Raw genomic sequence first — 25,814 nt, forward strand, 5'->3', positions numbered from 1 at the left:
TCTAAAATATCTCCAATCTATATAGCTTTTAATCTATAAAGTTTTATTATTTAATAAACGTCTTCAATTAATTTAGCAACACTGTCATATGATTTTACAGAGGCTGCTTTCACATCATCTCTTGCATTATTTACCGTATAACCCTTGTATCTTTCTATCATCGGGATATCGTTTAAATCATCCCCTATAACAGATACAAACTGTTCATCTATACCAATATGTTCTATGACAATACCAACACCCGTGGCTTTACTGATACCTTTAGGTACTATGTTTATATAATTTAAATTCAGAAAAACTTCTACTTGGTTTTCATATTTGAGTAGGATCTCTTTTTTGAGTTGTTCTGCCTGTTCAAAATTATCATTTAAACAACCAATTAATAACACATCGTCATCTAGCGCGGCTTGCATGGTTTTTGTATATATTGTTGAATTTCTATCGAATATTTCTTTGGATACTGCATTGGTGAGGCTGGCACTTTTATGAGTCATATTGAAACCGTCAAATCCATTGGATATATTAATTTCATCGCCCATTTTTTCTCTTAGCATGGTCACCAAATCTCTGGCTAATTGATTTTCTAAAGGCTGTTTAAACAATACATTGTTATCTATATCAACAACAAATGAGCCATTTAGAGAAACAATGTAGTCATATTCTATATTTCTCATTCTTTTTTCATTTAGCATACTAGCAACATCTCGACCAGTGCTGATGGCAAAGATATTGCCTTTATTTCGCCACTTCGTGACTGCATTCATGTTGGTTTCTAAATCTTGTTGATCGTGTCGATGGAAGGTTTTATCGTAATCTGAAGCCACTAATTTCATGCAATGTATTCCTTTTCTTTCATTTATTAAGGTAATCATGACATATAGCGGTTACCAATCAAAATGCAATGTTGAGTCGCTAGCTCAAACGCTCTGGTAAGCTGCACTATTACCACCTTTCAAATGATTAACTGCCTTGATACTCATTACCTGTAATTGGTAAAACAGCTATAGGCCTTAAATGGGCACCTCAAATTATAAGCAGGGAGCAACCAATGATTTTCATACCTTCAGATTTAGTACATTTAGATAGCCACATATAACAAATAGTTTATTTGGTTATGGCTAGTAGGTTTTGTATTTTGATTGGGAAAGTTTATTTGGTTATGGCTAGTAGGTTTTGTATTTTGATTGGGAAAGTTAATTGGGAAATTTGATTGCCACTGCAATACCAACTTATTTTAAGCCATTTTACTTTAAGCCATTTTATTCGGAGTTATTAAGATATTGAATACACAGATCATGAAAGGCTAGTGCTTGAGGGTACATTATTTTATCAATTAAACGGAAAATACCAATTTGTCGCTCAATGAGTGGGTCTATCAATGGGATCCAAGTTAAGTGTGTGGAGTGTGTTGGAAAAGCTAATTTAGGCAATGTTGTTACGCCTATGCCCAGTTCTAAAACCGAAAATAAAGAGGTGATATTTTCGACTGAACAAATCGCTTTTTCACTGAGTATTCGAGCGGGAGTAGGGTCAAGTAAGACACAGGTCCCATTTCGAATGAAAGGTTGATCTAACAATGCTTGCCATTCTATACCTTTAGTCTGGGCTGCTAATGGATTATCTTTGAGGCATACCACTCCAATGGGGTCAGAAATTAAAGGTGTAAATGAAATCTTCTGTTCGTCAATATAAGAACAATTACCTAATGCTAAATCAACATCACCAGATAGCAAACGTGCCTCTACCCCTGCCGCATTGTCATCGATTAAACTGACTTCTACGTTAGGGTATTTTTCATAAAACACACCTAGCACACTTGGAATCAATTTAGCGGCTACAGAGGGGACACTGGCAATTCTAACCTTACCTTGTTTTCCTGCTGCTGCCGCTTTTAGATCGTACTCTAAGGTATTGTAAATATTGATAAATTGTTTGATTCTTGGTAAACATATCTCACCATAGGGAGTTAATGTTGATTTGTTGCCGGCTTCAAAAAGAGACTGCCCTAAGATACGTTCTAGCTCCTTTATTGACGTTGAAAGTGCTGCTTGCGAACGGTTTGCAAGTTCGGCTGCTGCGCGAAATCCTCCTGATTCGACGACCAAAATAAAGTGTTTTAATTGTTGGATTTTAAAGCTCATGGTTTATTCCTGATCGCACATATTCAAGACTTGCTGCTTTCGATTCATCAACAGCAATGTATAGCCGACAACAAGCATTATACGCCGTCTGTTTATATTACATTAACTCTAAAAGTGATAAGTTTAATTTATCACTTTGATTAAATTTACCGTTATATTTATCAATAGTCAAAGGTTAGTATATTTTCACTTTATAAGGAGAGCGAAAAAATGAATCAAAGCGTAGCAGTACAGAATAATAAATATGCAGTTAAAACAGCGCTTTTTGCGTCAAAAGCTCCACTTGAATGGGCTGTTGTTAATAATGGCACTTTGTATACCGCACAAATTCCTATTGATCAAAGTGGTGTTGTTGTTCCTGGTGGAATTGAAGCACAAACACGACAAACGCTTGAAAACCTAGCACACACCTTAGAGTCGGCAGGAGAATCTTTAGATTCAGTGGTTCAGGTGTTAATTTACGTCACCGATCGTGCATACCTAAAAACAGTTAATGATATTTATGCCGAGTATTTTAAAGCACCTTATCCAAATCGTGCTGCAGTAGTAGTTGCAGGGCTTGCGAGAGAAGAGATGCTGGTGGAATTAGTCGTCTATGCATCGGTTCAGTCTGATCAGTAACTATTTATTAGTAAATGTTTATTAGCAGTTATCTATTAGTAAATGTTTATTAAAAATTATCTATTAAAGAATACAGCGCTAGTTTGTTAATAAATGTAAAAAACATCATCGCTAACGAATACAAAAGGAAATAAACATGACAGCTCAAGCACAAAATATTCAAGCAGAAAAATCTCTTTATATTGCTGGAGAATGGCAAGCAGGTGTTAGCACGATTGCTAATATTAACCCGTCTGACATTAGTCAAACACTAGGACACTTTGCTCAAGCGAGTTCAGCACAAGTAGCACAAGCGATTTCTGCAGCAAAACATGCGCAACCAGAATGGGAAAAAACCCCTCTTGAGCGTAAACAGTCAGTATTACAAGCGATTGGTGATGAACTGATTGCACGTTGCGATGAGCTAGGACGTTTATTATCTAGTGAAGAAGGTAAGCCTTTTTTAGAGGGAAGAGGTGAAATTTATCGTGCAGGTCAATTTTTCCAATATTTTGCCGCTGAAGTATTACGTCAAATTGGTGATAACGCAGATTCAGTGAGACCAGGTGTTTCAGTTGATGTCACGCGTGAAGCCGTGGGGGTGATTGCGATTATCTCTCCTTGGAATTTCCCAACAGCTACTGCAGCTTGGAAAATAGCGCCTGCACTTGCATTTGGCAATAGTGTGATTTGGAAGCCTGCGAATTTAACACCTGCTAGTGCAGTTGCATTAACGGAAATTATTTCTCGCCAAGGTTTACCGGCAGGCACATTTAACCTTGTCTTAGGTAATGGTTCTGAAGTTGGTAATGCCTTGATCCACAGTAAAGAGATTAGTGGCGTGAGCTTTACTGGCTCAGTGGAAACTGGTCGTAAAGTAGCGGCGGCAACTGCTCCAAATTTCGTTCGAAGCCAATTAGAAATGGGCAGTAAAAATGCACTATTAATTGCAGATGATGCAGATATACAAATTGCGGTTGAAGCGACTATCGCCGGTTCATTTTCAGGTTCTGGTCAAAAATGTACTGCCTCGTCACGTTTAGTGGTAATGGATAAAGTACACGATGTTTACGTGGAAGCATTAATCAAACGTATGAGTGAACTAACCGTCGGCCATGCATTAAAAGAAGGTGTTTTCATGGGGCCAGTAGTTGATTCAAAACAACTCGAGTCAAACTTTGCATGGCTGAATAATGCAACAACTAGCGGTGCTGAAATAGGCTTTGGTGGAGAGCGATTAAATCTCGAACATGAAGGTTATTACATGTCTCCGACTTTGTTGTTAGATACAAAAAATAGTTGGGAAGTTAACCAAGAAGAAGTGTTTGCTCCAATGGCGAGTGTGATCCGTGTTGCCGATTTAGAAGAAGGTATCGCAACGGTTAATGACACCCGTTTTGGCCTAACTGGCGGCATTATTACTCAGAGTTTACGTAGTAGTGCGATGTTCAAAGAACAAGCTCAAACAGGCTGTGTAATGGTTAACCTAGCAACGGCAGGAACAGATTATCACGTGCCATTTGGCGGACGTAAAGAGTCTAGTTTTGGTCCAAGAGAACAAGGTCAATATGCGAAAGAGTTCTACACCGTCGTTAAAACAACTTATCAACGTCCTTATTAAAGTCAGTTACATATAGATTAACAACGGATTAGTACTGAGTTCAAATTAACAAAGGGTGAGAGTAAGGAAATATTATGTATCAAAAACAAATTGTGATTGATGGATTGCAGTATTGCAATTGGAGCAGAGAGTATTTTCAAACGCTTCAAGCAAGTGGTATCACAGCGGTACACGCTACTTTGGTTTATCACGAAAATGCACGCGAAACCTTAAGCCGTTTTGCTGAGTGGAATTTACGGTTTGAGCAAAATGCAGATTTAATTATGCCTATCCATTCTTTGGCAGACATTAAAACTGCCAAAGCACAGGGTAAGGTCGGTATATTTTTTGGCGCGCAAAACTGCTCCTCTATTGATGATGAGATAGGTTTGATTGAAGTGATGCGTCAACAAGGTTTACTGATTATGCAGCTGACTTATAACAACCAAAGCTTATTGGCGACGGGATGTTATGAAAAGAACGATACAGGCATTACTCGCTTTGGGAAGCAGGCGATAGAAGAAATGAATCGCGTTGGAATGATTATTGATATGTCACACAGTGCGGAGCGTTCTACGCTGGAAGCGATTGAGCTGTCTTCTCGTCCAATTTGCATCAGTCATGCAAACCCTAGTTTTGCCTACGATGCTTTACGTAACAAATCAGATACCGTGATTAAAGCATTAGCTGCAAATGGTGGTTTATTAGGTTTTAGCTTATATCCCTTCCATTTACCAAATGGAAGCCAATGTACATTGCAACAATTTTGTCAAATGGTCGCTAAAACAGCGGATATGGTCGGGGTTGAACACTTAGGCATCGGCAGTGATTTATGTCTAAACCAACCACAAAGTGTATTGCAATGGATGCGTAATGGGCGTTGGTCAAAAGACATGGATTATGGTGAAGGTTCTGCGGGTAATGCGGGTTGGCCTGATTCATTACCTTGGTTCTGCGGTAGTGCTGGTATGGAAAATATTTATAACGGATTAATAAGTCATGGGTTCAATGAATCTGAGACTGGGTTAATACTTGGTGGTAATTGGTGCAACTTCTTAGAACAAGGACTCGCACCAATCTCCAAAAAAAGTACCCCACACATGGAGTCATCTGCTCAATATAAAATTATTGGTTAGGTGGTAAATAAAGTGTGTATCAATAGTGATAAGCAATTGAACAAGGGGGGCACTTTAAAAGTGCCTCTATTGATAGTGACCAATTGCCTTTCTTCTTTGATATATGCAGTGAAAGCGAATTTACTAATTAACAGTCTATTTACGCTTGTAAAAGCTAACTGAGCGACGCTATTCATTATAATTATTTGTATTGTAACTATATGTTTTAATTATTTATTTTGTATTTAGAACAATTAGTTACTTTAATCAATAGCTTTGTTTTGTACTTAAACAGACGCCTTAATTAAAAAATTAGCATGACAAACCTTTTAGGAGTCAGATATGACTGATTTAACTAGTATGAAAGTTTCAGGTGTTGATAATACACTTGTTGCAAGTAATAAATTAACTGATGCGAAGCAGCAATTAGATGCAAGTTCGAACATAGATAAAAGCTCGACGGCTGCCAAGTTAGCTTTAGGTAATCCTACTTTTTGGTACAGCGGCGGCTTTATTTGTTTGTTTGTATTACTGGCTTTGTACGATGGCGAACTGTTGGCCAGTATCGTCAACCAAGGCTTTTCATGGGCAGTTAATGTGTTTGGTCCTTATTGGCAAGTACTGTTATTACTGACTTTTTTAATTGGTCTTGCTTTAGCGGCTGGTCGAACCGGTAAAGTTATTTTGGGCGGAATTGATAAACCTGAAATGGATGGTTTCCGTTGGATGGCAATTATCTTTTGTACTTTATTGGCCGGTGGCGGTGTGTTTTGGGCTGCTGCAGAACCAATTGCTCATTTTGTTAGTCCTCCTCCTTTATATGGTCCTTCAGATGATGTGCAACAAGTTGCTTTTAATGCATTATCACAATCATTTATGCATTGGGGATTCCTTGCTTGGGCTATCGTCGGGAGTTTAACGTCTATTGTTGTGATGCACCTGCATTACAATAAAGGCTTGCCATTAAAACCACGTATTCTGCTTTATCCTTTGCTTGGTGAGCGAGCATTAAAAGGCCATACCGGAGCATTGATTGATGCGTGTTGTATTGTCGCCGTTGCCGCTGGCACCATAGGACCTATTGGGTTCTTAGGCTTACAAGTTAGCTATGCATTAAACGTTTTATTTGAGATCCCTGATGGTTTTACCACACAGCTTGTAATTATCATGTTTGCTATTGTTTTATATACGTTATCTGCATTAAGTGGCCTCAACCGTGGAATGCAAATGTTAAGCCGCTATAACGTGATCCTCGCTTCTGCGTTAATGCTTTATATTTTAATTTTTGGTCCAACCAACTTTATAATCAATGGTTATATTCAAGGGGTTGGTGGTCTAGTTAATAACTTTATTCCGATGGCAACATTCCGAGGTGATGAAGGTTGGTTAAGCTGGTGGACGGTATTCTTTTGGGGATGGTTCCTAGGTTATGGCCCGATGATGGCGATCTTCATTGCGCGTATTTCCCGCGGCAGAAGTATTCGTCAGCTAGTGTGCACGATCAGTATCATAGCACCGTTGGTAACATGTTTTTGGTTCACCGTAGTGGGTGGTTCAGGGTTAGCGTTTGAAATTGCAGAACCTGGTAGTGTTAGTAAAGCCTTTGAAGGTTTTAACTTACCGGGCGCCTTATTGGCTGTAACCTCTCAATTACCGTTTCCGATGCTGATCTCGATTCTATTTTTGATATTAACTACCATTTTTATTGTCACTACCGGGGACTCAATGACCTATACCATCAGTGTGGTGATCAGTGGTGAAACTGAACCAAATGCAATGATTCGTATATTCTGGGGGGCGATGATGGGCTTGACTGCATTGATTTTGATTTCTATAGGATCAGGTGGAATATCTGCACTGCAGTCCTTCATCATTATCACTGCTGTACCAGTGTCAATTATCTTATTACCGTCTTTGTGGAATGCCCCTCAAATTGCGATGAAAATGGCAAAAGAACAGGGTTTATAAAGGTCGTAGTAAAGATTTTAAGCAACAAGGGCGCTAAAATCGCGCCCAAATACAAACCATTTACACTGAAAGGTGGTGAGCAGTATGGAAGCACATCGTTTAACCAATAATGACGTCAATATGCGTCGTCCAGAAGTTGTTATGGCACCACAAAGATTGGGTGCTATGCATTCCAATAGAATAAGCTTTGTTCGTACTTTAATTCGTAAAATGGCACAACAGAAATGGCAAGTCACTAAGGATCTCTGGCAACTATCGGCACAGGGTTTTGGGCACGTTATTTATAAACTTAAGACACCTCATCATATTTATCATCTGGTGGTCTTTTGTAATGAGATAGAAGACGATGAACGTAATGATCGTGTTATTGCTGAAAAATGGGACGTTACCTTTGCGCTTGTTTATGGAGAAGTATCAGAGCAGTTATTAGCTCAGTTACAAGCCAATGTACCCTTACAAGAAGCGGGGAGAAACCCGACCAATGTGCTGGTGTTAGCAAGAGCAAATAAAAGTGTGCGGGTGTTTGAGCATATTGTCTCTCATTTAGCCGAGGGTGTGCAACCTACCTCCGATGAGTTGGTTGATGTGGGGTATATTCTTCGCACTACCGCTGTCTACGGTAATGGTAAATTTGGTATTGCTGACTTTAAAATATTGGAGAACAATCCTGACTTTAAACAATCTTTTAGCGCTCAAATGTGCGCCGTATATTTGTTACGTGAGTTCAGTTTAGATTGGATTGATTACCTAGCAAAGCAGAAGGGGGGTGAAAAAGCATCTCCTTTAAGTAATGATCTAAAACGTTACCTTGGTGTGGGCAATGCGACTGGGTTGGGCATGGCGCCTTATTTAATTAATCACCCCTGTGTTGTTGACCAATGGATGTCTAATCGTGAAGCTGCATTAACATTGGTACTAGACTGTCCTGCGGATCTTGCAAAGCATCAAGCATTATTATTTTTACTCAATAAAGCGGTGTGTCATTTACAACAAGTGAATACGCAGAATCAAAATCAAGAACAGTTAAATCATTGCTCAGTTAATGAGTTACAACGTTTTAATGGTCAATTAAAAGACTTAATTTCTACCAGTACAACCTGGCGTGACTTGCTGATTGCAACTGAACACTTAAGTTTAGAAACTCAAGAAATCTTAATTTCTTGTTTAATAGAAATTTACCCTGAACTCGTTGATGCTTTTGAAGATCAAGTCAATACACATGAGAGTTTAAACTTGGCAAAAGGTAAAAAAGTTAACGATTTATTAATGCTCTTAGATGACAAATACCGCTGGGCTATTGAGACTGATTTTAGCAAACCAGAAAACAATTATTGGTTTTGGTATCGCTCGCAGGACAAAGAGGAACCACGTTTGGGTGTTCGCGGTGAGGAGATAGGTGAAGAGCGAGAATTACCACTAGATATTGGTCGTCAGGTATATCGTTTGTATTACGCTTTATTAGCTTGTCCTGCAGAAATGACCTTGGCTGAATTTCTACTACAAAAGCCACAATATAGAGCCATTGCACGTCGAGTATGGACATTAGGTAATAAAGTAATGGGCGATATTCAGATGAATGTGCTGCATAAACAATCGTTACCGATGCATTTATTACGCTGTAAGTTATCTTTTTTTGGGGCGACTAAATTTGATCCCCGTTCAGATCGTTGGGTAAGGGTTAGCTTCTTTCAAGGTGCACCTTTGTTGAGTGAGATTCATGATGGAGAGTGGTTATTCCCAGTGTTACCTCAGCAAGCAGTCGTTGATAAAAGTACAGATGCGGCAGTAGATAAATCAATAATTGCACTACAGGAGAGCAGTAAATGATTGTTACACACAATGAATTAATTACAGTGACGAATAAAGCTTTCCTGGGTATGCGACGTGTGTGTGGTGAAGCTGATTTGATTGCAAATATGGTCGCTGATCTACAAATGGTGGGTTTGCATGGGGTAAAGCATTTTAATAATGCTACTCAGTTTATTTCTTTAGAGAGAGATGAACCTGTTGATATTAAGGTCACTGATGGGCACTTGATAGCCGATCTGCATGGCAGTAGTGTCGCTTGCCATTTACCGGTGATTATTGATTATGCACTTGAACAAATGATTGCTAATAAGCATTTAAAACTGTCGTTAAAAAACTGCCACAATCGCTGGTTGGCCTATAGTGAATTATTGATGTTGGCCGGTAAAGGTATTGCTTGTAAAGCGCAATGGGATAATGGAAGTAGTCCTAAACACACGCTATACATTCTGAACAGAGGTTGTGTTTTACCTGAATTATTTTTAGCAGAAACACTGCAACGAGAGGCTAATGGGTTAAATGATATGACCATTGAACTGTCGATTAATGATTTCGATATTGCTAATTTATCGTCGGGTTATAGCAAGCATATTGATGCTAAAAACCTCAGTGGAATTCAGGACACTGCTTGGAATAAAGGGGTTTTTGTTGAAGACCATGAGTGGGATTTATTAAAAAATACCGCCACTGCGATATTAGTTGAGAACAGTGAGCAATCGATTAGAGGAGCGGGTGAATAATCATTTTCCCGTTTCTTTTTGATTATAAAGGTACGGGAAACAAAGGTTATAACATGTAAAAATATAAAGCTGCATAGGCTCGATGTTTATCAGCTATTCCATTAATGTCACTTCTCAATAAAACCCCAATGCATACTAATAATGCTTATTCTATTAAGTATCTGATCAAATATTGGGCAAGTAAGGTGAATCAATTTATGCTGAAATTGCTCCAAAGGATTGTTATTTTTACAAAACTCTAACGCTACAGTGATATATTTTAACCTACAATAATGGGAGCTATTTAGTGCATTGCTATAATACCTTTTATCATAGTCAGCGTATTTACGACTGATCAGCAAAGTTTAAAAGTGCTTGTATGTTTAACCGTCAGCCAACTGTACCGCTGCATCACCGGCCAGATTATAAGACTGCAGCCATTGATTCATGAAAAATCACGGCAAGGTTATTTCAATTTATACCTTTATATTAAACAACTATATTAATCACCTATATTAATCACTTATATTAAAGACTCATTTTAAATATCTATATCGAACACTCATATTAAACATCTATATTTAGAACCTTCATTTAAAAGTATCACTAAAAACCATCATCAAAAACTAACACAATGACTCATTATTATTTTCTTTGAATAAATGCTGATGTTAACTGAATTTTGTTAGTGAAGAACATGGCCACTGATTTTTGCATTTTAATGGAAGGTAAGTTAAAAGCTTAGAATAGGGTTGACGAAGTAGAGTGAACGCTCTACCATTGTGTAGAGCGTTCATTCTACTAATAGGATTTATATGTTAAAAGACGAAATTGCGGTGAGTCTTGAAAGGGCGTTTAGCCTCTATGGTTTTGCAGAGCCGAGTGTAGCTGATTTAAAAAATGCCTGTAACGTAAGTTTACGCACATTATATAAGCACTATCCGTCTAAAGAGGCGATGATAATAGGGGCCCTCGGATACCGCCATCAACGATATCTTGCTTTTCTAGATCAAGAAGAAAGTGCTGGTGGACTTGAGTCTGTCCTTCATATTTTTAATCAACTTGAATTTTGGATGAAAGAATATGCTCCCCATGGCTGCATGTCGATGAATGCAATTGCCGCCTTTCCAGATAATTTACAAATCAATAAAGCAGTGAAACAACATAAACAAGATGTTCGTGAATTTTTAGGGCAGAAAAGCCAGAGAGATGACCTTGCAACGGTTATTTTTTTATTGCACGAAGGGGTTTCAAGCGCCTGGCCGGTGTTAGGAGCAAGTGCTGTAATATCAGCGCAGCAAGCGTTACTACAACTTTTAAAAGAGGATAAATGATGACTACAATTCCAAAGACGATGAAAGGCGTGCAGCTTATCGGCCACGGTGGTCCTGAAATGTTGCAATATCGAAATGATATCCCTGTACCTGTACCCACTTCAAATGAGGTATTAATTCGTATTGCCGCGGCAGGAGTCAACAATACTGATATAAATACTCGCATTGCTTGGTATTCGAAGAATGATGGAGGCAGTACTGATGCAAGTTGGTCTGGTCAAGCACTGGAATTTCCGCGCATACAAGGGGCTGATGTGTGCGGCATTATTGTAGCCGTAGGCGAAAATGTAGAGGTCGCGCGCATAGGTCAAAGAGTACTCATTGAACCTTGTATTACTGAAGTTAACGGCAAAAATCTGACAACACCTTGGTATTATGGATCTGAATGTGATGGTGGATTTGCAGAATATACCGTGGTTGCTGCCAAGCATGCCTATGCAGTAAACAGTAACTTTAGTGATACTGAGTTGGCCTCATTTCCGTGCTCTTATTCAACTGCCGAAAATATGTTGACGCGTGCGAAAGTAACTGCAAAAGATAGAGTGCTAATTTCAGGGGCATCTGGTGGAGTTGGTTCTGCTGCTGTTCAGCTTGCCAAAGCACGTGGAGCCTATGTCATTGCGATCACTAGTCCAAGTAAAAACCAGCAACTGCTTGAGCTCGGGGTTGATCAGGTTGTTGCAAGAGAAGCTGATTTAATTGATGTACTAGAAGAAAACAGTATTGATGTTGTCATCGACTTAGTCGCAGGAAAACAATGGCCTCAGTTTTTACAATTATTAAAACCCGGTGGTCGATACGCCGTATCTGGCGCAATCGGTGGCCCTTTAGTTGAATTGGACATTAGAACGCTTTATTTAAAAGATTTAAGTTTCTTTGGTTGTACTGTATTAAATCCAGAAGTGTTTCAAAAACTAGTCAATTACATTGAGCAGGGAAAAATAAAACCGATTGTTGCTCATGCATTTCCTTTGCAAGAAATTAATGCAGCTCAGAAATTTTTCTTAGATAAAAAACACACTGGGAAAATAGTTTTAAATATCACTAATCCATAAATTAGATTGATTATGCTGATTTTATGTCCTTTGAATTTTATTTATTGCAGGGCATTTTGATCGAAATAAAAGTATTTTAATTATTATGCAAGGTGTCTTGTTGAGATATTGTTAGTAAGACACCTTACACCCCTTACACCTTACAGTTTTATCTTTATTTGTAAGTATAACTGTACCAATACATCGATCTAGAGCATACCCCTTGCTAGAGCCATTACTCACTCATACCGATTGCTAGACCGATCCTCAATTTGAAATTAAATCACTTATTGAATCGACGGTTAATGTAAGATGAAATAAATTATTTATATTCAATACCCTAGAATCTAACGACGTGAATTTAGTATGTATAAATAAGTTTCTGCTCTAAGTATAGAGGATCCGTTTCGAACATAAGTTGGACATTAAAATGAGTGAACTAGATAAAATGCTTACGGGTGAATTTTATGATCCAAGTGATGAGACCTTGTCACAAATTCGCTTCAATGTGAGGGAGGTTACCGCTAAATATAATACTACTAATGGAGACCAAAAAGCAGAAAGAGAAAGGCTGCTAAAGGGGTTATTTGGACGTACCGGTAAAGACATTACTATAGAGCCACATTTTAATTGTGATTATGGCCAAAACATTAAAGTGGGTGAAAATTTTTATGCTAACTTTGCCTGCGTGATATTGGATTGTGCTGAAGTTAGCATTGGTGACAACTGCATGCTTGGCCCACAAGTGGGTATTTATACTGCTTGTCATCCTATTGACCCTATCGAGCGACTAACTGGAATCGAGTTTGCAAAGCCAATACGTATTGGTAATAACTGCTGGATAGGTGGACACGCAACAATAAATCCTGGTGTGACATTAGGCAATAATATAGTCGTTGCTTCAGGAGCTGTAGTGACAAAGTCTTTTCCTGACAATGTTGTTATTGGTGGTAATCCCGCTAAAGTAATCAAAACAATACCGTGAGTTTTACCCATTAGCAAAACAAGGTGTCGCTGAGTTGACACCAGATCGTTATTTTTTGAGATAGCTATTCTGATTGTTGACGTTGTTATTTTGAGTCAGTTATTTTGAGCAGGTATTCCGATTCAGATGCTGTTATTTTGCAGATTTAACGACCCTTGCTTTTTTCTCTGCTCGCTTAATATTAAATACGCCAATGATCCCTGTAAAAAATAGTAGAATCGCAAAAGGTAAAAACAAAGAAGGTGATTTATGTTGTAGTGAAGTGAGCGTTTCTACCACGGTACAAAATAACCCTGTGATCACTAAAACCAAATAAAACAACTTCATATTATTATTCATATCAATACCTTTCTTATGCTTTAAACATTCAATCTAATACAAAACTCGTCTTTTAAAGCTGCTCGTCTTTTAGAGCAACTAATATTTTAAAACAGTGAGTTACAAGCATTATTTTTTGCAAAGGAGTGTACTAAAGAAAGTTATCATAGATCAATATATGAACCTGTAAAGAGATAGATATATGATATGTATTTGATTTAAATGAAGGTTGTAGAGTAATAGCTGAATAATGTGGTTCATTAATAGGCAAAATGCGTTTGAATTACATGCAGCTGTTTGGTCTATGCAATAAACATTTTCAAATTTTCATCTATTAACTTTATTTAGTTATGAGAGTGGGCATGAAAAATGAGGTGTTGGACTATTTTTATGGTGAGCATTTATAAAATAGTCCGTGAGATGGTTAACCCTTTCTATTCTTTTTTAGTCATTCTACGTTAGGCTTATGAATTTTCTGATTAAATTTATCATTGACTACCAATGCTAATAAGATAATGCTAGCACCTATGGATAATCTTAAAATATCTGCATCTCGGTTCCAAAATAACACATTGACAATAATGCCTGCTGGAATTAATAAATTATTAGCCACCGCTAATGTACCGATATTAACCATCGTTGCCCCTTTGTTCCAAGCAAAGTAACCTATTCCAGAAGCGACGATACCTAAGTAAAACAAAATTGACCATTGTAGGGTGGTTGTCGGTAATTTATCAGGATCGCCAAGTACTAAATAACACGGGATAACGACGGTTAATGCGCCAATGAAAAACCATCCAAAGACTGTACGTTGTGGCAAATCTTCACGCTCTTTTGCAATAATACGTTTGTAGCCAACTTGTCCCGTTGCAAAACATAAATTGGCACCTTGCACTATTAACAACCCTTTCAAGAATCCTTGATCAATACCCTCATAACGAATAGCAATCGCGCCAATAACCGCTAATAAAGCACTAATAATAAATCCGATATTGAGTCTTCGATCTAATAAGTCATTCAGCAGCGTAATATAAATTGGTGTCATTACGGTAAACAGTAAAACTTCCGGGACTGAAAGGTATAAAAAAGATTGATAATAGAAGCCATACATAATGCCGAGTTGGAATGCACCGCAGACCATCAATTGTAACGCGACTTTTATGCTGATTTGTTGTAGTTTTAAAAACGGTAAAAAAACTATTGTCGCTAACGCAACTCGCATTAGTACTGAAAACCATGCATCGACTTGTCCGGCTAGGTAAACGCCAATTAGACTAAAAGAAAAAGCCCATAAAAAGGTGACGGCAATAAGTATTGGCATGAATAACAATTCCATTTGAATATAATGTCGGCTAGTTTACTGATTTCTGTGATCAGGGTAAATCTGTTTATGTTTATCGCTTTTATTTTAAAAATATATGGGTAAAAAAATTGAGTCAATTTAAACCAGCCAAAGGGCTTAGCAATCAGCATTTACAATCTATTTTGTCCAGCACTGGGCCGAGAAAGCTATTAGAGAAAAGACGTGCTTCTGTATTATTAAAAACAGCTGAAAGACATGTGATCACAACACCTCAAGGTGTAAAACTACTGGGCTTTCTAACAAAAAGTCATACTAAGGTTGCTAGCAAAGGCCTCGCCATTATTTTACATGGGTGGGAAGGGTGCTCAGAGTCTTTATATGTACTCTCCAATGGTCAAAAATTATTAAATGATGGTTATGATGTTTTTCGTTTAAATTTTCGCGATCATGGTGGTACCCAGTCCCTTAATAAAGACTTGTTTAATTCAACACGTTTGCAAGAAGTAGTGGAAACGGTTAAATATCTCTGCGGGCGATTTGGAGGGAGGCATAATGTTTTGTGTGGTTATTCGCTTGGCGGTAATTTTTGTTTACGCGTGGCTAATATCGCTAAGGTTGAAAACATTGCTTTGCACCAAGCCATTGCCATTTGCCCATTATTACATCCAACAACAACGATGCAAAAGCTGAATACGGGTTTTCCTGTGTATGAGCAATATTTTGTAAAAAGATGGAAAAATTCATTATTCAAAAAATTACAACATCACGATCATTTTGATTACGGCGATAAGTTAAAAAAATTAAAAACATTGGATCAAATGAATGAGTTTTTTGTATTAGGTTATACGCCATTTAAAAGTCTTCAAGCATATTTCGATGCTTATTCAATATTGGGTGAGAGTCTTAGTCAATTGGCGATTGCGACAACCATTATTGCTGCGGCAGATGATCCGATGATCCCTGCTGATCAATTGGATGAATTATTTAGCTCGCCTTGGTTAACCATAGAGTTGCAAGAGAAAGGGGGGCATTGTGCTTTTATTAAGAATTGGCGACTAGAGAGTTGGGCAAGTGACCGAGTTTCTGAGCTTGTAAAACAACAACAAGAAGCGATTGAGTAATTGCTTGAGCTAAATAATCACCACCTTAATGAAGGTGATGATTATTTCTATACTGTCTGGGTATTGGCTAATTAATGCTTAAACGCTCGCTAATGCTTGTTCTACATCAGCAATGATATCAACAATGTTTTCAATCCCTACTGAAATACGGATTAACTCCTCACTCACACCTGCCGCTTTTAGCTCATTGGCATTAAGTTGACGGTGAGTGGTGGATGCAGGGTGACAAGCGAGGGATTTTGCATCGCCGATATTCACAAGACGTAAAATCATTTGTAGTGCATCAATAAATTTACCGCCAGCTTCAGCGCCACCTTTAATGCCAAAACTTAATACACCGGAAGCTTTACCGCCACAAATCTTTTGACAAGTTTGGTAATAAGCACTGCTTTCAAGTGCGGCGTAATTAACCCAAGCGACTTTTTCATGGTTACTTAAATAAGTGGCAAGTTTCTCTGCATTTTCACAATGTCTCTCCATACGTAAACACAGCGTTTCTAGCCCTTGCATAATTTGGAATGAGTTCATCGGTGAGATAGCAGCGCCTGTATTACGTAAAGGTACTACGCGGCAACGACCTATAAAAGCAGCTGGTCCAAAGGCTTCAGTGTAAACCACATCATGATAAGAAGGATCTGGTTCATTTAATACGGCAAAACGTTGTTTGTTAGCAACCCAGTCAAATTTGCCTGAATCGACGATTGCACCACCAATTGAGGTACCATGGCCGCCAATATATTTAGTCAGAGAATGCACTACAATATCAGCACCAAACTCAAAAGGGCGACAAAGCACTGGTGTTGCTACTGTATTATCAACAATTAATGGTAATCCATGGCGATGAGCTATATCGGCTAGCTTTTGCAAATCAACAATATTACCGGCCGGATTACCGATTGATTCACAGAAGATAGCTCGCGTATTTTCATCTATTGCATCTTCAAACCCTTGAAAGTCATCATAAGAAACCATTCTTGTTTCAATGCCTTGTTTAGGTAATGAATGAGCAAATAGATTGTAAGTCCCACCGTAAAGTTGACTGGTACTGATGATATTGGTGCCAACTTCACAGATACATTGAATAGCATAAGTAATGGCTGACATGCCGGATGCGACTGCTAGTGCCGCGATACCGCCTTCCATTGCAGCGACACGCTTTTCTAATACATCGGTCGTTGGGTTCATTATGCGCGTATAGATATTCCCAGGTACTTTTAAATCAAATAGATCAGCACCGTGTTGGGTATCATCAAAAGTATAAGAAGTGGTTTGATAGATAGGCACAGCTGCTGCTCTAGTGGTCGCTTCTGATTCATAACCATGGTGTAACGCAAGTGATTCTAATTTCATAAATACCCCAAATAATGATTAAAAACATTTCACTGCATATTGCAGAATATCGTTCTCAATAAGTAATTTAACTCGTTAATTAACAGAAATTTTTATTGTTAAACTTTTTGTATCTGAATAGTGACGAGTACATCGGCTAACTTATATGAACAACAATAAACGCAATTTGAGTGAAACAGAGATAACATATTAATCGCTACTAGTGATGTTGCAATTAAAGGCAGTCGTTTCTGTAAGCTATAGCAAGTTTTGATCATTTAGCATGCAGGATAATTTATGCAGATATGCACTATTCAATGAGAATTGTTTCCCGATGGCAAAAAAGATCTAAGAACAACAGTCTTTAGAAATTGTGATTTAAAGGCGTGCTTGTTCTTTAATACTAAATTCTTAATTTTAAATAATGAAAGCTAAATAATTCATTGTAAACGGAAAATGATATATATGACCGGTAGTCAAAAATACTAAACTATTGTTATTTAGCTCATTAACATTTTAATTTAATCAAATTGTCTCCGGTGAACTAGCCTTTTATTATAGTGGATTATTACGTTTTTCTGCTCCAAAACGATCAGCATTAACCCCTTTTTTCCAATAGCCCACGGCAAAGATATTTAAGCGATCAAAGCCTATCTCTTCTTGTAAAACAGGACGTAGCGCGCGGATACTACTGGCTTCTAATCCTAGGAATACATGACTATCTTTTGCCATATTCTTAGCTGCCTCGAGTACCGTTTCTTCTAATGTTATTGTGGCTTCATCCTCAATAAACCAGTGTGTGTTAAGCGAATCATCATAATCCATTTTTATAATGTCTTTACGATTAGGCACTGCGATAATGGCTTTAATATCGGCTTCTTTTTTGAACTTTGGAATATATCCATTTAATGCATTCATTGAGGTTAAGTCACCCACAAGTAAATAACTGTGGTGATCATAATTTGTTATTTTCATTGGGCCTGGACCTGCGATACCAATGTTATCGCCTATTTTTGCATTTTGAGCCCAGTCAGTAGCTGGACCTTGATGACGATTAATGACAAAGTCTAAAGATAACTCATTTTTTTCTCGGTCAAATAGTCGGATCGTATATGAGCGCATCACGACTTCACCCTCTTTTTGCAACACAATTTTGACATAGGAGCCTTCTTGATCAATCGGAAAATCGTTAAGGCTATCACCTGTAACAACAATGCGACGTAAATGCGGTGAAAGGTCAATCACCTGCGAAACATGTGTTAATCGCTTATTCTTATTTGGCTTTTTAGATTGCATAGGGTTTTCCTTGAATTAATTTATTTTAGTTGATAAAGTCTACCATAATGTATTTAGGTTGATATTGTCAACTAATTTAAAAAGGTGCCTTATGAAAAATGATTTTAGTTCAAATGCTGTTTTCAATATCGTTCATTGCTATCGTTTAGCGATGCGTTCAGCACTGAAAGCTAATGAAATTGGTTTAAATTCAATGCATGTAAAGTGTTTGTCATTTATTAAAAAAAATGCATCTTGTACCGCGCATGATATTGTGTGTTTTTTCGATAAAGACAAATCGCAAATAGCCCGCTTAATTAAAGAAATGATTGATCATAAATGGATCACTAAAACAGCAAATCTCGAGGATAAGCGTAGCTTGATCTTGTCACTGACAAAAGATGGAGAAGTCTTAGCTACGCAGATCTCTGAGGCACAAGTAAAAGTCAAGCAGCAGATGCTGCAAGGGTTATCTCAGGAAGAACTACACGTGTTTAATAAAGTGAGTGAGACGATGACAAATAATTTGAAATTATCTAAAAGATGATATCGAGGAGATTATTTAACCTCAATTCTGGTTAATGAAAGCGGAATTATATTTAAAATCATAAGACTATATTTTTTTGGCTATACAGTGCCGCTAGTTTTGCGTAGTTCAAGGCGAATTATTGAAGCAATAACTGGTTATTGAGAGATAATTTAACGAATAAATCCGCGGAAATAACGGTGTTGTATCGCTTTGCTTATCCAGAACTGAGGTTATTTAGCAAAATAAGCCCTCGATAAAAAAGATCCTAAATAAGATCCTAAATAAAAGGGCGATGAGATTCTTTTATAATTTACTTTCTATACTCAACTTTCAATGCTGAAAGTATAAACTAATTGAATAGGGTATCAGCCAATTGATCAACGGTCATTTTTGCTTTTCTAATGGTGATCTCAATACATTCATCGCGACTGCCTACTAAATCAGATCGAATGAATTGATGAGTTTGTAATGTGTCATCTTCACCCTTAGTGATCGTCGCTGCTACTCGAAATTGCCCACCTTCTGCTATCGGAGCAGGCGTAATAATAAAGCCATTATACGCTACGCTTGCAGCTTCTGCGGCTGTTGTTGCTGCTTCTGAAGTGTTGCTTGAAAAAAGCGAGGTGATACTCGATAAAAATCCCATTGTATATTCTCCTTAAGTCCTGTCTGTAGCGGTACACTCATTTTGAATTATTGTTTGTATTTATATTTGTAATAAAAAAAGCAACTCAATGAGTTGCTTATAGACTGTTATACAGGATAAGCACAACAATCAGTATATTGTGCTTATTTTACGCAGCAAGCTAATATTTAAAATAAACCAATAGCATTGGCAAATACTAATAGAATACCGATTGGTGCTACAAAACGCAGTAACAATAATACAATCGAGAAAGCTGTATCTGACATTTGGAACTCTTCTTTCAATATTTCTGGTTTGATCACCCAGCCAGCAAAAATTGAGATAAAGATACCACCAAGCGGCAATAGAATATTAGCCGTGATGTAATCTAAGAATTCAAAGATGTCTCCGCCCATTCCAAATGATAGTTTTGTCCATTCTGCTCCTGCAAATGAGAATATAGTCAATAGACTTAAAATCCAAACTGTTACACCAGCAATGATAGCGGCTTTGGTACGACTCATATTTTGACGTTCAGCTAAATAAGCAGTAGGGGATTCAAGTAAAGCGATTACTGAAGTAAAGGCTGCAAATACAATCATGATAAAGAATAGTGTGCCCACTAAATCACCAAATGGCATTGAACCAAACGCAAGTGGAAGCGATTGGAATAATAGACCTGGTCCCGCACTTGGCTCTAGACCATTAGCAAATACGATTGGGTAAATAGCTAAGCCCGCAATTAATGCAACAACTGTATCGGCAATCGCGATAGTAATAGATGTTTTTACAATTGAGACACCTTTTGGCAGGTAAGCACCATAAATCATCATTATACCCATTGCTAAGCTCAGCGTGAAAAAGGCATGGCCTAATGCAACTAATGCCCCCTCAATAGTAAGCTGAGAAAAGTCAATGTGGAACATAAAGCTAAATGCAGATGCAAAATCACCAACCACTGCGGAGTAAAGCATAATGCCCACTAATAGCAGTAATAAAGATGGCATTAGGTATGTAATGGCCGTTTCTAAACCATTCTTTACGCCTTTTGAAATCACATAAACAGCAGCAATAAGTGTTAATGAAGACCAAACAAGCAGTTGTGAAACACTAGTAATTAAGTCAGTAAATAAAGCGCCAATTACATCTGCATTCGTTGCAGGTACTGCAGCCGCAGAACTGAACTCGCCTGAGCCAGCAAAAAATACGTAAGCTGCTGCCCAACCTGCAATTACTGCGTAAAAACTAAGTATTAAGAAACCCGCTAATACACCGATAGTACCAATGATTGACCAATGCGAAGAATGGCCTGACTCAGTAGCAACATGTGCTATAGCATTAGCTGGTGTAGAACGACCACGTTTACCGATCACTACTTCGGCCATCATCACCGGTATACCGATTAGGAAAATACATAAAAGGTATACAAAAACGAATGCACCGCCTCCATTTTCACCCATGATGTACGGAAATTTCCAAATATTACCAAGTCCAACTGCAGCTCCTGTTGCAGCTAAAACGTACGCGTATCGACTCGACCATCGATTGGAGACATGTGTATCAGTGTTCATTTAAATCCTTGAGATGTAATTAAAATAGATATATTTATAGCTGAAACGTATAAAAACATAATTTAAGTAAATAATTGGGTAAGAATAATAAAAGTTCGGCCTATAGGCTACATAAACCATCATAAAAATTAATTTATGTCATTGAAAGTGTGCATAGCTCAATAAAATGGCGCATACCTTAGCATTACTATGGCGAATAGAAACTGATTGCATACTAAATAATCGATTTTTAATGGCCTAACCGCAAGATTTAATTTGTGAGGAATCACGTATTTTTTTAATTTTTTATAAAACTACACAAAATTATAAAAAACTATGAAAAATCGCAATTGTTGTCTGACAACTAACGATCGATAAGGTTAACGATAAGATAAATGTTTTATAGATAAGTTCAAGGTTTGATAGGTAGCAATCAACGTTGTTAAGCGTGTAGCTAAGCATGTTGTTATCTAGGGCATTATGTTAATGGGCTTTATTTTAGCATTTAAATTATTACTAAATGATGGGGGGACATTGTCACTGTCACTGCCACTGAAAATCTCATCATGTCGCCATTTATCGTTTTGGGTTTACTGTCATTTTTTTGCTTGTGTTGCCAGCTATGTTTAGCAGGAGTAAACTGCTGTCTTTTTAAATTCATCATTAAAGCGACTGACTTGCTAATGAAAGATCCGTTATAAATCATAATGGCATAAAGCTTTGAGGCTTTAACCTATCAAGCTTGATCATCCTCCAATAGTCTAATTTTCTGGTTTTGAAGCAGATAATAAAATAATTTGGTCAGCGTATTTTCTAAAAATAAATGCTTTAATAAAATAATCTCCGTTGTTCAAATTAATACGGGACAACATCTGGTACATTAATCTGATGCAAACATCATAAAAATAATAGGAGTCATCAATGATCAAAATTGAAAAATCGATCACGGCCAGTTTTGATATCGATCCTCAGTGTGGCTTTACTCCGTTGTGTCCTGATGAATTACCCATTATTGAGGGAGATTTTATTGCACTAGAGTTAAATGCACAGGCTGTATTTACGCGTTATCGCTTAGTCAGTAAAGATTGTCACCCAGCACAAGCTCCTTGGATAGCAGAATCTTCTGACCAAGTGATGACCCCTGTAGAAGGCGAATATCCTGATTTAGATATTAAATGGCCCGCTCATTGTGTGGTGGGGACAAAAGGAAATACGTTAATTCCAGGCTTACCTAATGAAGCTGATTACGACTTATTAGTGAAAAAAGGAGAGCAACCATTTAAGCATCCCTATGGTGCTTGTTATCACGATCTTGCGGAAACTGAAAGTACTGGTGCTATTGAATGGTTAAAGCAACGGGGAATTGAAGTCGTTATTGTCGGTGGATTAGCCACTGACTATTGCGTTAAAACATCTGTATTACAGCTTTGCCGAGCTGGATTTCAAGTTATTGTTAATTTAGCCGCATGTCGTGGTGTTGACAGTGAATCGACTAAAACTGCCTGTGAGACGATGCAAAATGCAGGCGCAAAACTGATCACTAATAGTCAGGAATTGGAGCTTTAATGAGTAATGAAAAAATAGATCGCTGGTTGATTAATAGCTTAATGGATATCGACTTTTATAAAATTACCATGTTGCAGGCTTTTTATCACGCGGCTGAGTTTCGTCTTGTTAATGTGCAATGGAAGTTTGCATGTAGAAATAAGGAAGGATTAGATTTAACTCCATTGATTCCTGAAATTCAAAAACAACTTGAACATATCTGCACCTTATCTTTCTCAGAGCAAGAACTTGATTATTTAGCAAAGTTGTCTTTTATCAAACCTGATTTTATTGAGTTTTTACGGATCTTTAAATTAAACATGAAATTCATTCACCTGCATTGCGATGGTGAAAATATTAATTTGCGTTTTGATGGCCCTTTGTTGCATGTCAGTTTATTTGAAATTTACGCATTATCGATCATTAGCGAATTACACACTTATATTAATTGTGGCGGTTTTGACCTTTTTGTGGCACGTGAAAAGTTAGCTTCAAAAATTGCATTGCTGAAAGCGGAAGGGGATTTGACTGGCTTTAATTTTATCGACTTTGGTACCAGACGCCGTGCCAGTAAAGATTGGCAAGAAGAAGTATTAAAAACCTTGAAAACACAACTACCAGACTCTTTTCTTGGCACCAGCAGTGTACATTTTGCGAGAACGCTAGGTTTGCCAGCAGTTGGCACGATGGCGCATGAATGGTTTCAAAGTTGGCAGGCTGTTACTCGCTTAGCAGATGCACAAATTGCTGCCTTAGAAGGTTGGGTTAGGGAATATAGAGGACGCCTTGGTATTGCATTAACAGATTGTTATTCGATGGATTCTTTCATTCGTGATTTCTCTGATCCTTATTTTGGTAAACTTTATGATGGCTTACGTCATGACAGTGGTTGCCCCTTTGTCTGGGGAGAAAAAGCCATTGCGTTGTACCAAAAGATGGAAATAGATCCACTCAACAAAACTCTGGTATTCAGTGATTCATTGGATTTCCCGCGCATGATTGAAATTTGGAAACGATTTAGAGGGCGTATTAAAGTCTCTTTTGGTATTGGTACTAATTTGATGAATGATGTGGGTAATGTGCCATTGAGTATTGTGATTAAAATGATCTCGGTTAATGGTAAACCAGTGGCTAAAATTTCTGATGAGCCCGGTAAAAGTATGTGTGAAGACCTAGGTTATTTGCAATATCTCGCCAGTCAATATGGTATCGACCCAAGTATTGTAAGAATCTCTAAATAATTTTTGAGCGCTTAACGGAGTTAGGCGCTTTTTTTCCTGTTTCTCTTCACTTCAAGTCACTTTATTTTAGGATATTACAATACATTGTGTTTTCCATTGGTTGGTCTTCACGTTCAGTAACATTTTCTGCTATTCCTTAGTGATTCTTAGCCATCTAGTAGCAATTCCGCTAAATAGCGGATCAGTCCTGTTTATAATTGTGTTGCCCTTTTGTTTATTTTAATTCATTTCTTTTAATCCCCTACGTCATATTTTATGTTTTTGAAAAAAGTTCAATAATAAAACAAAATATTAATGACAATAGTTATCATTTACAATACCATGTATGTAACTGATAACTATTCGCAAATGATTGTGGTTTATCAATAATTTTATTAAGGATAAGCAATGCAAGGGATGGCCGTTTTATCATGTTGGGTATTAGGCGCATTGCAAGGTGCGATTTTAATACTGATCCCTAAGATGATGTTACAGGGTCAACTTACTGCGTTGCAATTAGCATTACCTTTATCTTTAGGTACCCTTATTTTCATGGCATTCTGCGGTCAATGGGGGCATTTGTTAGATAAGCGTTTTAGCGCGAAACAATCACTGTTGGTGGTTGTAAAATGGGTATTATTGGGTTTTATTATTTCTCAACTTAGCTTTATTTTATTATTACAATATAGCCAGCTTACAGGGACGCTCTTATTATTTGCACTGTGTGTAAGTCGTGTCTTACACGGTATTTTCTGTAGCGCAATCACTCCTAGTGCCCAACTTAGTTTGTCACGTGATGATATAAAAGGCGAACGCTTAGTTTGGTCTAGTATTGCAACTAATGTCGGAAGACTGACTGCACCGTTATTAACTTTTGTACCAATTAATAATGATTATTTTAGTTTATGGTTTATTTTAACGGTGACAGTCTGTGCTTTGCTCATTGCTTGTTTCAGTCATGATTCAAAACAACACCTCGATCCGGCATTTACAGCTATCAACCACGGTAAAGTAATTGCGCCGACGCCATTGTTTTCCTTTTTCAGCCAGCGTTTATTAGTGATTGTGTGTATCAGTGCACTTTTACTCTCTTTGTTTTCATCACAGTTACAATTTAGCCTCGGCCCTTTATTATTAGCGCAATACAACAGCGCCAATTTAGCGACAGAGATGACGGCTCACCTGTTGTTTGCTGCCAGTGCCAGCGCACTGATTTCATTATTTATTGTGTATCGTCTTCTTAGCCGTTATCCGGCCATCTTCTTAATGACTATTTCTACCGCTTTGATTGTAGGTTGCTGCTTATTTGTGTTGCAACAACAACTTATGCTTGCGGTTATCTTGATCAGTGCTGCGTTATCGATGGCACCTGCTTGGTATACCGCGTTAGCGATGCATGCTAGTCAGTTTCATAAAGCGCGCACCTCAGCGGCGGTCTCCCAAGGACATACTTTGGGCAATGCTTTTGGTGGGTTAGTAGGAGGGGCACTTTTATTACTTGGGGAACAATCCTTGTTAGTGAGTTTTATTTTGCTTACTAGTTGCATGTTAGCGACTTGGTTTGCCATTTACCTTCAAGCAAGCCGAAGCACTGAACGCACTGCTGTATTAGATAAACTCAGTTCAGGTTCTGTGTAATGGGAGGAAGCTAACAATATAAATACGAATTAGTCACTTGTTCAGACAAACAGTGTGTA

Annotated in this window: 22 protein-coding genes; 14 read left to right on the forward strand and 8 right to left on the reverse strand. The window is 37.8% G+C overall.

Annotated elements, in window-relative coordinates:
* Positions 1-50: 50 nt before the first annotated feature.
* Both H5084_RS09080 and H5084_RS09085 read right to left on the reverse strand, forming a co-directional pair.
* Positions 51-833, reverse strand: a complete 783-nt coding sequence (locus H5084_RS09080; protein WP_028867161.1) for an HAD family hydrolase — start codon at positions 831-833, stop codon at positions 51-53.
* A gap of 426 nt (positions 834-1,259) precedes the next feature.
* On the reverse strand, positions 1,260-2,141 hold the full coding sequence (locus H5084_RS09085) for a LysR family transcriptional regulator (RefSeq protein ID WP_028867160.1): 882 nt from the start codon (positions 2,139-2,141) through the stop codon (positions 1,260-1,262).
* Between the two features lie 210 nt (positions 2,142-2,351).
* Between H5084_RS09085 and H5084_RS09090 the strand changes: the two genes are divergently transcribed.
* The 9 genes from H5084_RS09090 (at position 2,352) to H5084_RS09130 (ending at position 13,302) form a co-directional block, all read left to right on the forward strand.
* Positions 2,352-2,762 (forward strand): RidA family protein, encoded by a 411-nt coding sequence (locus H5084_RS09090; protein ID WP_182690238.1) that lies wholly within the window; start codon positions 2,352-2,354, stop codon positions 2,760-2,762.
* Between the two features lie 136 nt (positions 2,763-2,898).
* Entirely contained in the window at positions 2,899-4,362 is a 1,464-nt protein-coding gene (locus tag H5084_RS09095) for an aldehyde dehydrogenase family protein (protein WP_182690239.1), read from the forward strand.
* Positions 4,363-4,436: 74 nt separating this feature from the next.
* The gene (locus H5084_RS09100; protein ID WP_182690240.1) at positions 4,437-5,477 is read left to right on the forward strand and encodes a membrane dipeptidase; all 1,041 of its coding nucleotides are present in this window, start codon (positions 4,437-4,439) and stop codon (positions 5,475-5,477) included.
* A gap of 321 nt (positions 5,478-5,798) precedes the next feature.
* A complete protein-coding gene (locus tag H5084_RS09105; RefSeq protein WP_028867157.1) occupies positions 5,799-7,424 on the forward strand; it encodes a BCCT family transporter in 1,626 nt (541 codons plus the stop codon).
* An 84-nt stretch (positions 7,425-7,508) separates the two neighbouring features.
* The gene (locus H5084_RS09110; RefSeq protein WP_259396730.1) at positions 7,509-9,251 is read left to right on the forward strand and encodes a hypothetical protein; all 1,743 of its coding nucleotides are present in this window, start codon (positions 7,509-7,511) and stop codon (positions 9,249-9,251) included.
* Positions 9,248-9,970, forward strand: a complete 723-nt coding sequence (locus H5084_RS09115) for a DUF3726 domain-containing protein (protein ID WP_182690241.1) — start codon at positions 9,248-9,250, stop codon at positions 9,968-9,970. Before H5084_RS09110 ends, H5084_RS09115 begins: the two co-directional genes overlap by 4 nt.
* A gap of 794 nt (positions 9,971-10,764) precedes the next feature.
* Positions 10,765-11,283 (forward strand): TetR/AcrR family transcriptional regulator, encoded by a 519-nt coding sequence (locus H5084_RS09120; protein ID WP_182690242.1) that lies wholly within the window; start codon positions 10,765-10,767, stop codon positions 11,281-11,283.
* Entirely contained in the window at positions 11,283-12,338 is a 1,056-nt protein-coding gene (locus tag H5084_RS09125) for an alcohol dehydrogenase family protein (RefSeq protein WP_220485938.1), read from the forward strand. The genes H5084_RS09120 and H5084_RS09125 overlap by 1 nt, the downstream gene beginning before the upstream one ends.
* A gap of 409 nt (positions 12,339-12,747) precedes the next feature.
* Positions 12,748-13,302, forward strand: a complete 555-nt coding sequence (locus tag H5084_RS09130) for a sugar O-acetyltransferase (RefSeq protein ID WP_182690244.1) — start codon at positions 12,748-12,750, stop codon at positions 13,300-13,302.
* A 132-nt stretch (positions 13,303-13,434) separates the two neighbouring features.
* Here H5084_RS09130 and H5084_RS09135 read toward each other — a convergent pair whose 3' ends face one another.
* Both H5084_RS09135 and H5084_RS09140 read right to left on the reverse strand, forming a co-directional pair.
* Positions 13,435-13,641: a hypothetical protein gene (locus tag H5084_RS09135; RefSeq protein WP_182690245.1), complete on the reverse strand. Its 207-nt coding sequence runs from the start codon at positions 13,639-13,641 to the stop codon at positions 13,435-13,437.
* Between the two features lie 427 nt (positions 13,642-14,068).
* Complete coding sequence (locus H5084_RS09140; protein ID WP_182690246.1) at positions 14,069-14,941, reverse strand: carboxylate/amino acid/amine transporter; 873 nt, start codon at positions 14,939-14,941, stop codon at positions 14,069-14,071.
* Between the two features lie 110 nt (positions 14,942-15,051).
* Between H5084_RS09140 and H5084_RS09145 the strand changes: the two genes are divergently transcribed.
* Entirely contained in the window at positions 15,052-16,044 is a 993-nt protein-coding gene (locus H5084_RS09145) for a YheT family hydrolase (protein WP_182690247.1), read from the forward strand.
* A 78-nt stretch (positions 16,045-16,122) separates the two neighbouring features.
* On the opposite strand, the gene H5084_RS09150 is transcribed toward H5084_RS09145, so the two are convergent.
* On the reverse strand, positions 16,123-17,394 hold the full coding sequence (locus H5084_RS09150) for an O-acetylhomoserine aminocarboxypropyltransferase/cysteine synthase family protein (RefSeq protein WP_182690248.1): 1,272 nt from the start codon (positions 17,392-17,394) through the stop codon (positions 16,123-16,125).
* A gap of 534 nt (positions 17,395-17,928) precedes the next feature.
* Positions 17,929-18,669, reverse strand: a complete 741-nt coding sequence (locus H5084_RS09155; protein ID WP_182690249.1) for a siderophore-interacting protein — start codon at positions 18,667-18,669, stop codon at positions 17,929-17,931.
* A 91-nt stretch (positions 18,670-18,760) separates the two neighbouring features.
* Between H5084_RS09155 and H5084_RS09160 the strand changes: the two genes are divergently transcribed.
* Positions 18,761-19,195: a MarR family winged helix-turn-helix transcriptional regulator gene (locus H5084_RS09160; RefSeq protein WP_182690250.1), complete on the forward strand. Its 435-nt coding sequence runs from the start codon at positions 18,761-18,763 to the stop codon at positions 19,193-19,195.
* Between the two features lie 331 nt (positions 19,196-19,526).
* Here H5084_RS09160 and H5084_RS09165 read toward each other — a convergent pair whose 3' ends face one another.
* Both H5084_RS09165 and H5084_RS09170 read right to left on the reverse strand, forming a co-directional pair.
* Positions 19,527-19,823 carry an HlyU family transcriptional regulator gene (locus tag H5084_RS09165; protein ID WP_028867146.1) on the reverse strand — a complete coding sequence of 99 codons (297 nt, stop codon included), beginning with the start codon at positions 19,821-19,823 and terminating at the stop codon, positions 19,527-19,529.
* Positions 19,824-19,990: 167 nt separating this feature from the next.
* Positions 19,991-21,373: a sodium-dependent transporter gene (locus H5084_RS09170; RefSeq protein ID WP_182690251.1), complete on the reverse strand. Its 1,383-nt coding sequence runs from the start codon at positions 21,371-21,373 to the stop codon at positions 19,991-19,993.
* 900 nt (positions 21,374-22,273) lie between these two features.
* Here H5084_RS09170 and H5084_RS09175 point away from each other — a divergent pair.
* From H5084_RS09175 to H5084_RS09185, 3 genes are all read left to right on the forward strand, one after another.
* Positions 22,274-22,918, forward strand: coding sequence for an isochorismatase family protein (locus tag H5084_RS09175; protein WP_182690252.1), 645 nt, complete (start codon positions 22,274-22,276; stop codon positions 22,916-22,918).
* A complete protein-coding gene (pncB, locus tag H5084_RS09180) occupies positions 22,918-24,138 on the forward strand; it encodes a nicotinate phosphoribosyltransferase (protein ID WP_028867142.1) in 1,221 nt (406 codons plus the stop codon). Before H5084_RS09175 ends, pncB begins: the two co-directional genes overlap by 1 nt.
* Positions 24,139-24,525: 387 nt before the next feature.
* On the forward strand, positions 24,526-25,755 hold the full coding sequence (locus tag H5084_RS09185) for an MFS transporter (RefSeq protein WP_028867141.1): 1,230 nt from the start codon (positions 24,526-24,528) through the stop codon (positions 25,753-25,755).
* The last annotated feature ends 59 nt before the right edge of the window (positions 25,756-25,814 follow it).

Origin of the sequence: Psychromonas sp. SR45-3 (assembly GCF_014163575.1) — a bacterium.
In the GTDB taxonomy this organism is placed as follows: Bacteria; Pseudomonadota; Gammaproteobacteria; order Enterobacterales; family Psychromonadaceae; genus Psychromonas; species Psychromonas arctica.

What these genes read in the sequence shown, in the direction of transcription:
- H5084_RS09080 (WP_028867161.1), bottom strand. Translation starts at nt 833, where the DNA reads ATGAAATTAGTGGCTTCAGATTACGATAAAACCTTCCATCGACACGAT.
- H5084_RS09085 (WP_028867160.1), bottom strand. Translation starts at nt 2,141, where the DNA reads ATGAGCTTTAAAATCCAACAATTAAAACACTTTATTTTGGTCGTCGAA.
- H5084_RS09090 (WP_182690238.1), top strand. Translation starts at nt 2,352, where the DNA reads ATGAATCAAAGCGTAGCAGTACAGAATAATAAATATGCAGTTAAAACA.
- H5084_RS09095 (WP_182690239.1), top strand. Translation starts at nt 2,899, where the DNA reads ATGACAGCTCAAGCACAAAATATTCAAGCAGAAAAATCTCTTTATATT.
- H5084_RS09100 (WP_182690240.1), top strand. Translation starts at nt 4,437, where the DNA reads ATGTATCAAAAACAAATTGTGATTGATGGATTGCAGTATTGCAATTGG.
- H5084_RS09105 (WP_028867157.1), top strand. Translation starts at nt 5,799, where the DNA reads ATGACTGATTTAACTAGTATGAAAGTTTCAGGTGTTGATAATACACTT.
- H5084_RS09110 (WP_259396730.1), top strand. Translation starts at nt 7,509, where the DNA reads ATGGAAGCACATCGTTTAACCAATAATGACGTCAATATGCGTCGTCCA.
- H5084_RS09115 (WP_182690241.1), top strand. Translation starts at nt 9,248, where the DNA reads ATGATTGTTACACACAATGAATTAATTACAGTGACGAATAAAGCTTTC.
- H5084_RS09120 (WP_182690242.1), top strand. Translation starts at nt 10,765, where the DNA reads ATGTTAAAAGACGAAATTGCGGTGAGTCTTGAAAGGGCGTTTAGCCTC.
- H5084_RS09125 (WP_220485938.1), top strand. Translation starts at nt 11,283, where the DNA reads ATGACTACAATTCCAAAGACGATGAAAGGCGTGCAGCTTATCGGCCAC.
- H5084_RS09130 (WP_182690244.1), top strand. Translation starts at nt 12,748, where the DNA reads ATGAGTGAACTAGATAAAATGCTTACGGGTGAATTTTATGATCCAAGT.
- H5084_RS09135 (WP_182690245.1), bottom strand. Translation starts at nt 13,641, where the DNA reads ATGAATAATAATATGAAGTTGTTTTATTTGGTTTTAGTGATCACAGGG.
- H5084_RS09140 (WP_182690246.1), bottom strand. Translation starts at nt 14,941, where the DNA reads ATGCCAATACTTATTGCCGTCACCTTTTTATGGGCTTTTTCTTTTAGT.
- H5084_RS09150 (WP_182690248.1), bottom strand. Translation starts at nt 17,394, where the DNA reads ATGAAATTAGAATCACTTGCGTTACACCATGGTTATGAATCAGAAGCG.
- H5084_RS09155 (WP_182690249.1), bottom strand. Translation starts at nt 18,669, where the DNA reads ATGCAATCTAAAAAGCCAAATAAGAATAAGCGATTAACACATGTTTCG.
- H5084_RS09160 (WP_182690250.1), top strand. Translation starts at nt 18,761, where the DNA reads ATGAAAAATGATTTTAGTTCAAATGCTGTTTTCAATATCGTTCATTGC.
- H5084_RS09165 (WP_028867146.1), bottom strand. Translation starts at nt 19,823, where the DNA reads ATGGGATTTTTATCGAGTATCACCTCGCTTTTTTCAAGCAACACTTCA.
- H5084_RS09170 (WP_182690251.1), bottom strand. Translation starts at nt 21,373, where the DNA reads ATGAACACTGATACACATGTCTCCAATCGATGGTCGAGTCGATACGCG.
- H5084_RS09175 (WP_182690252.1), top strand. Translation starts at nt 22,274, where the DNA reads ATGATCAAAATTGAAAAATCGATCACGGCCAGTTTTGATATCGATCCT.
- pncB (WP_028867142.1), top strand. Translation starts at nt 22,918, where the DNA reads ATGAGTAATGAAAAAATAGATCGCTGGTTGATTAATAGCTTAATGGAT.
- H5084_RS09185 (WP_028867141.1), top strand. Translation starts at nt 24,526, where the DNA reads ATGCAAGGGATGGCCGTTTTATCATGTTGGGTATTAGGCGCATTGCAA.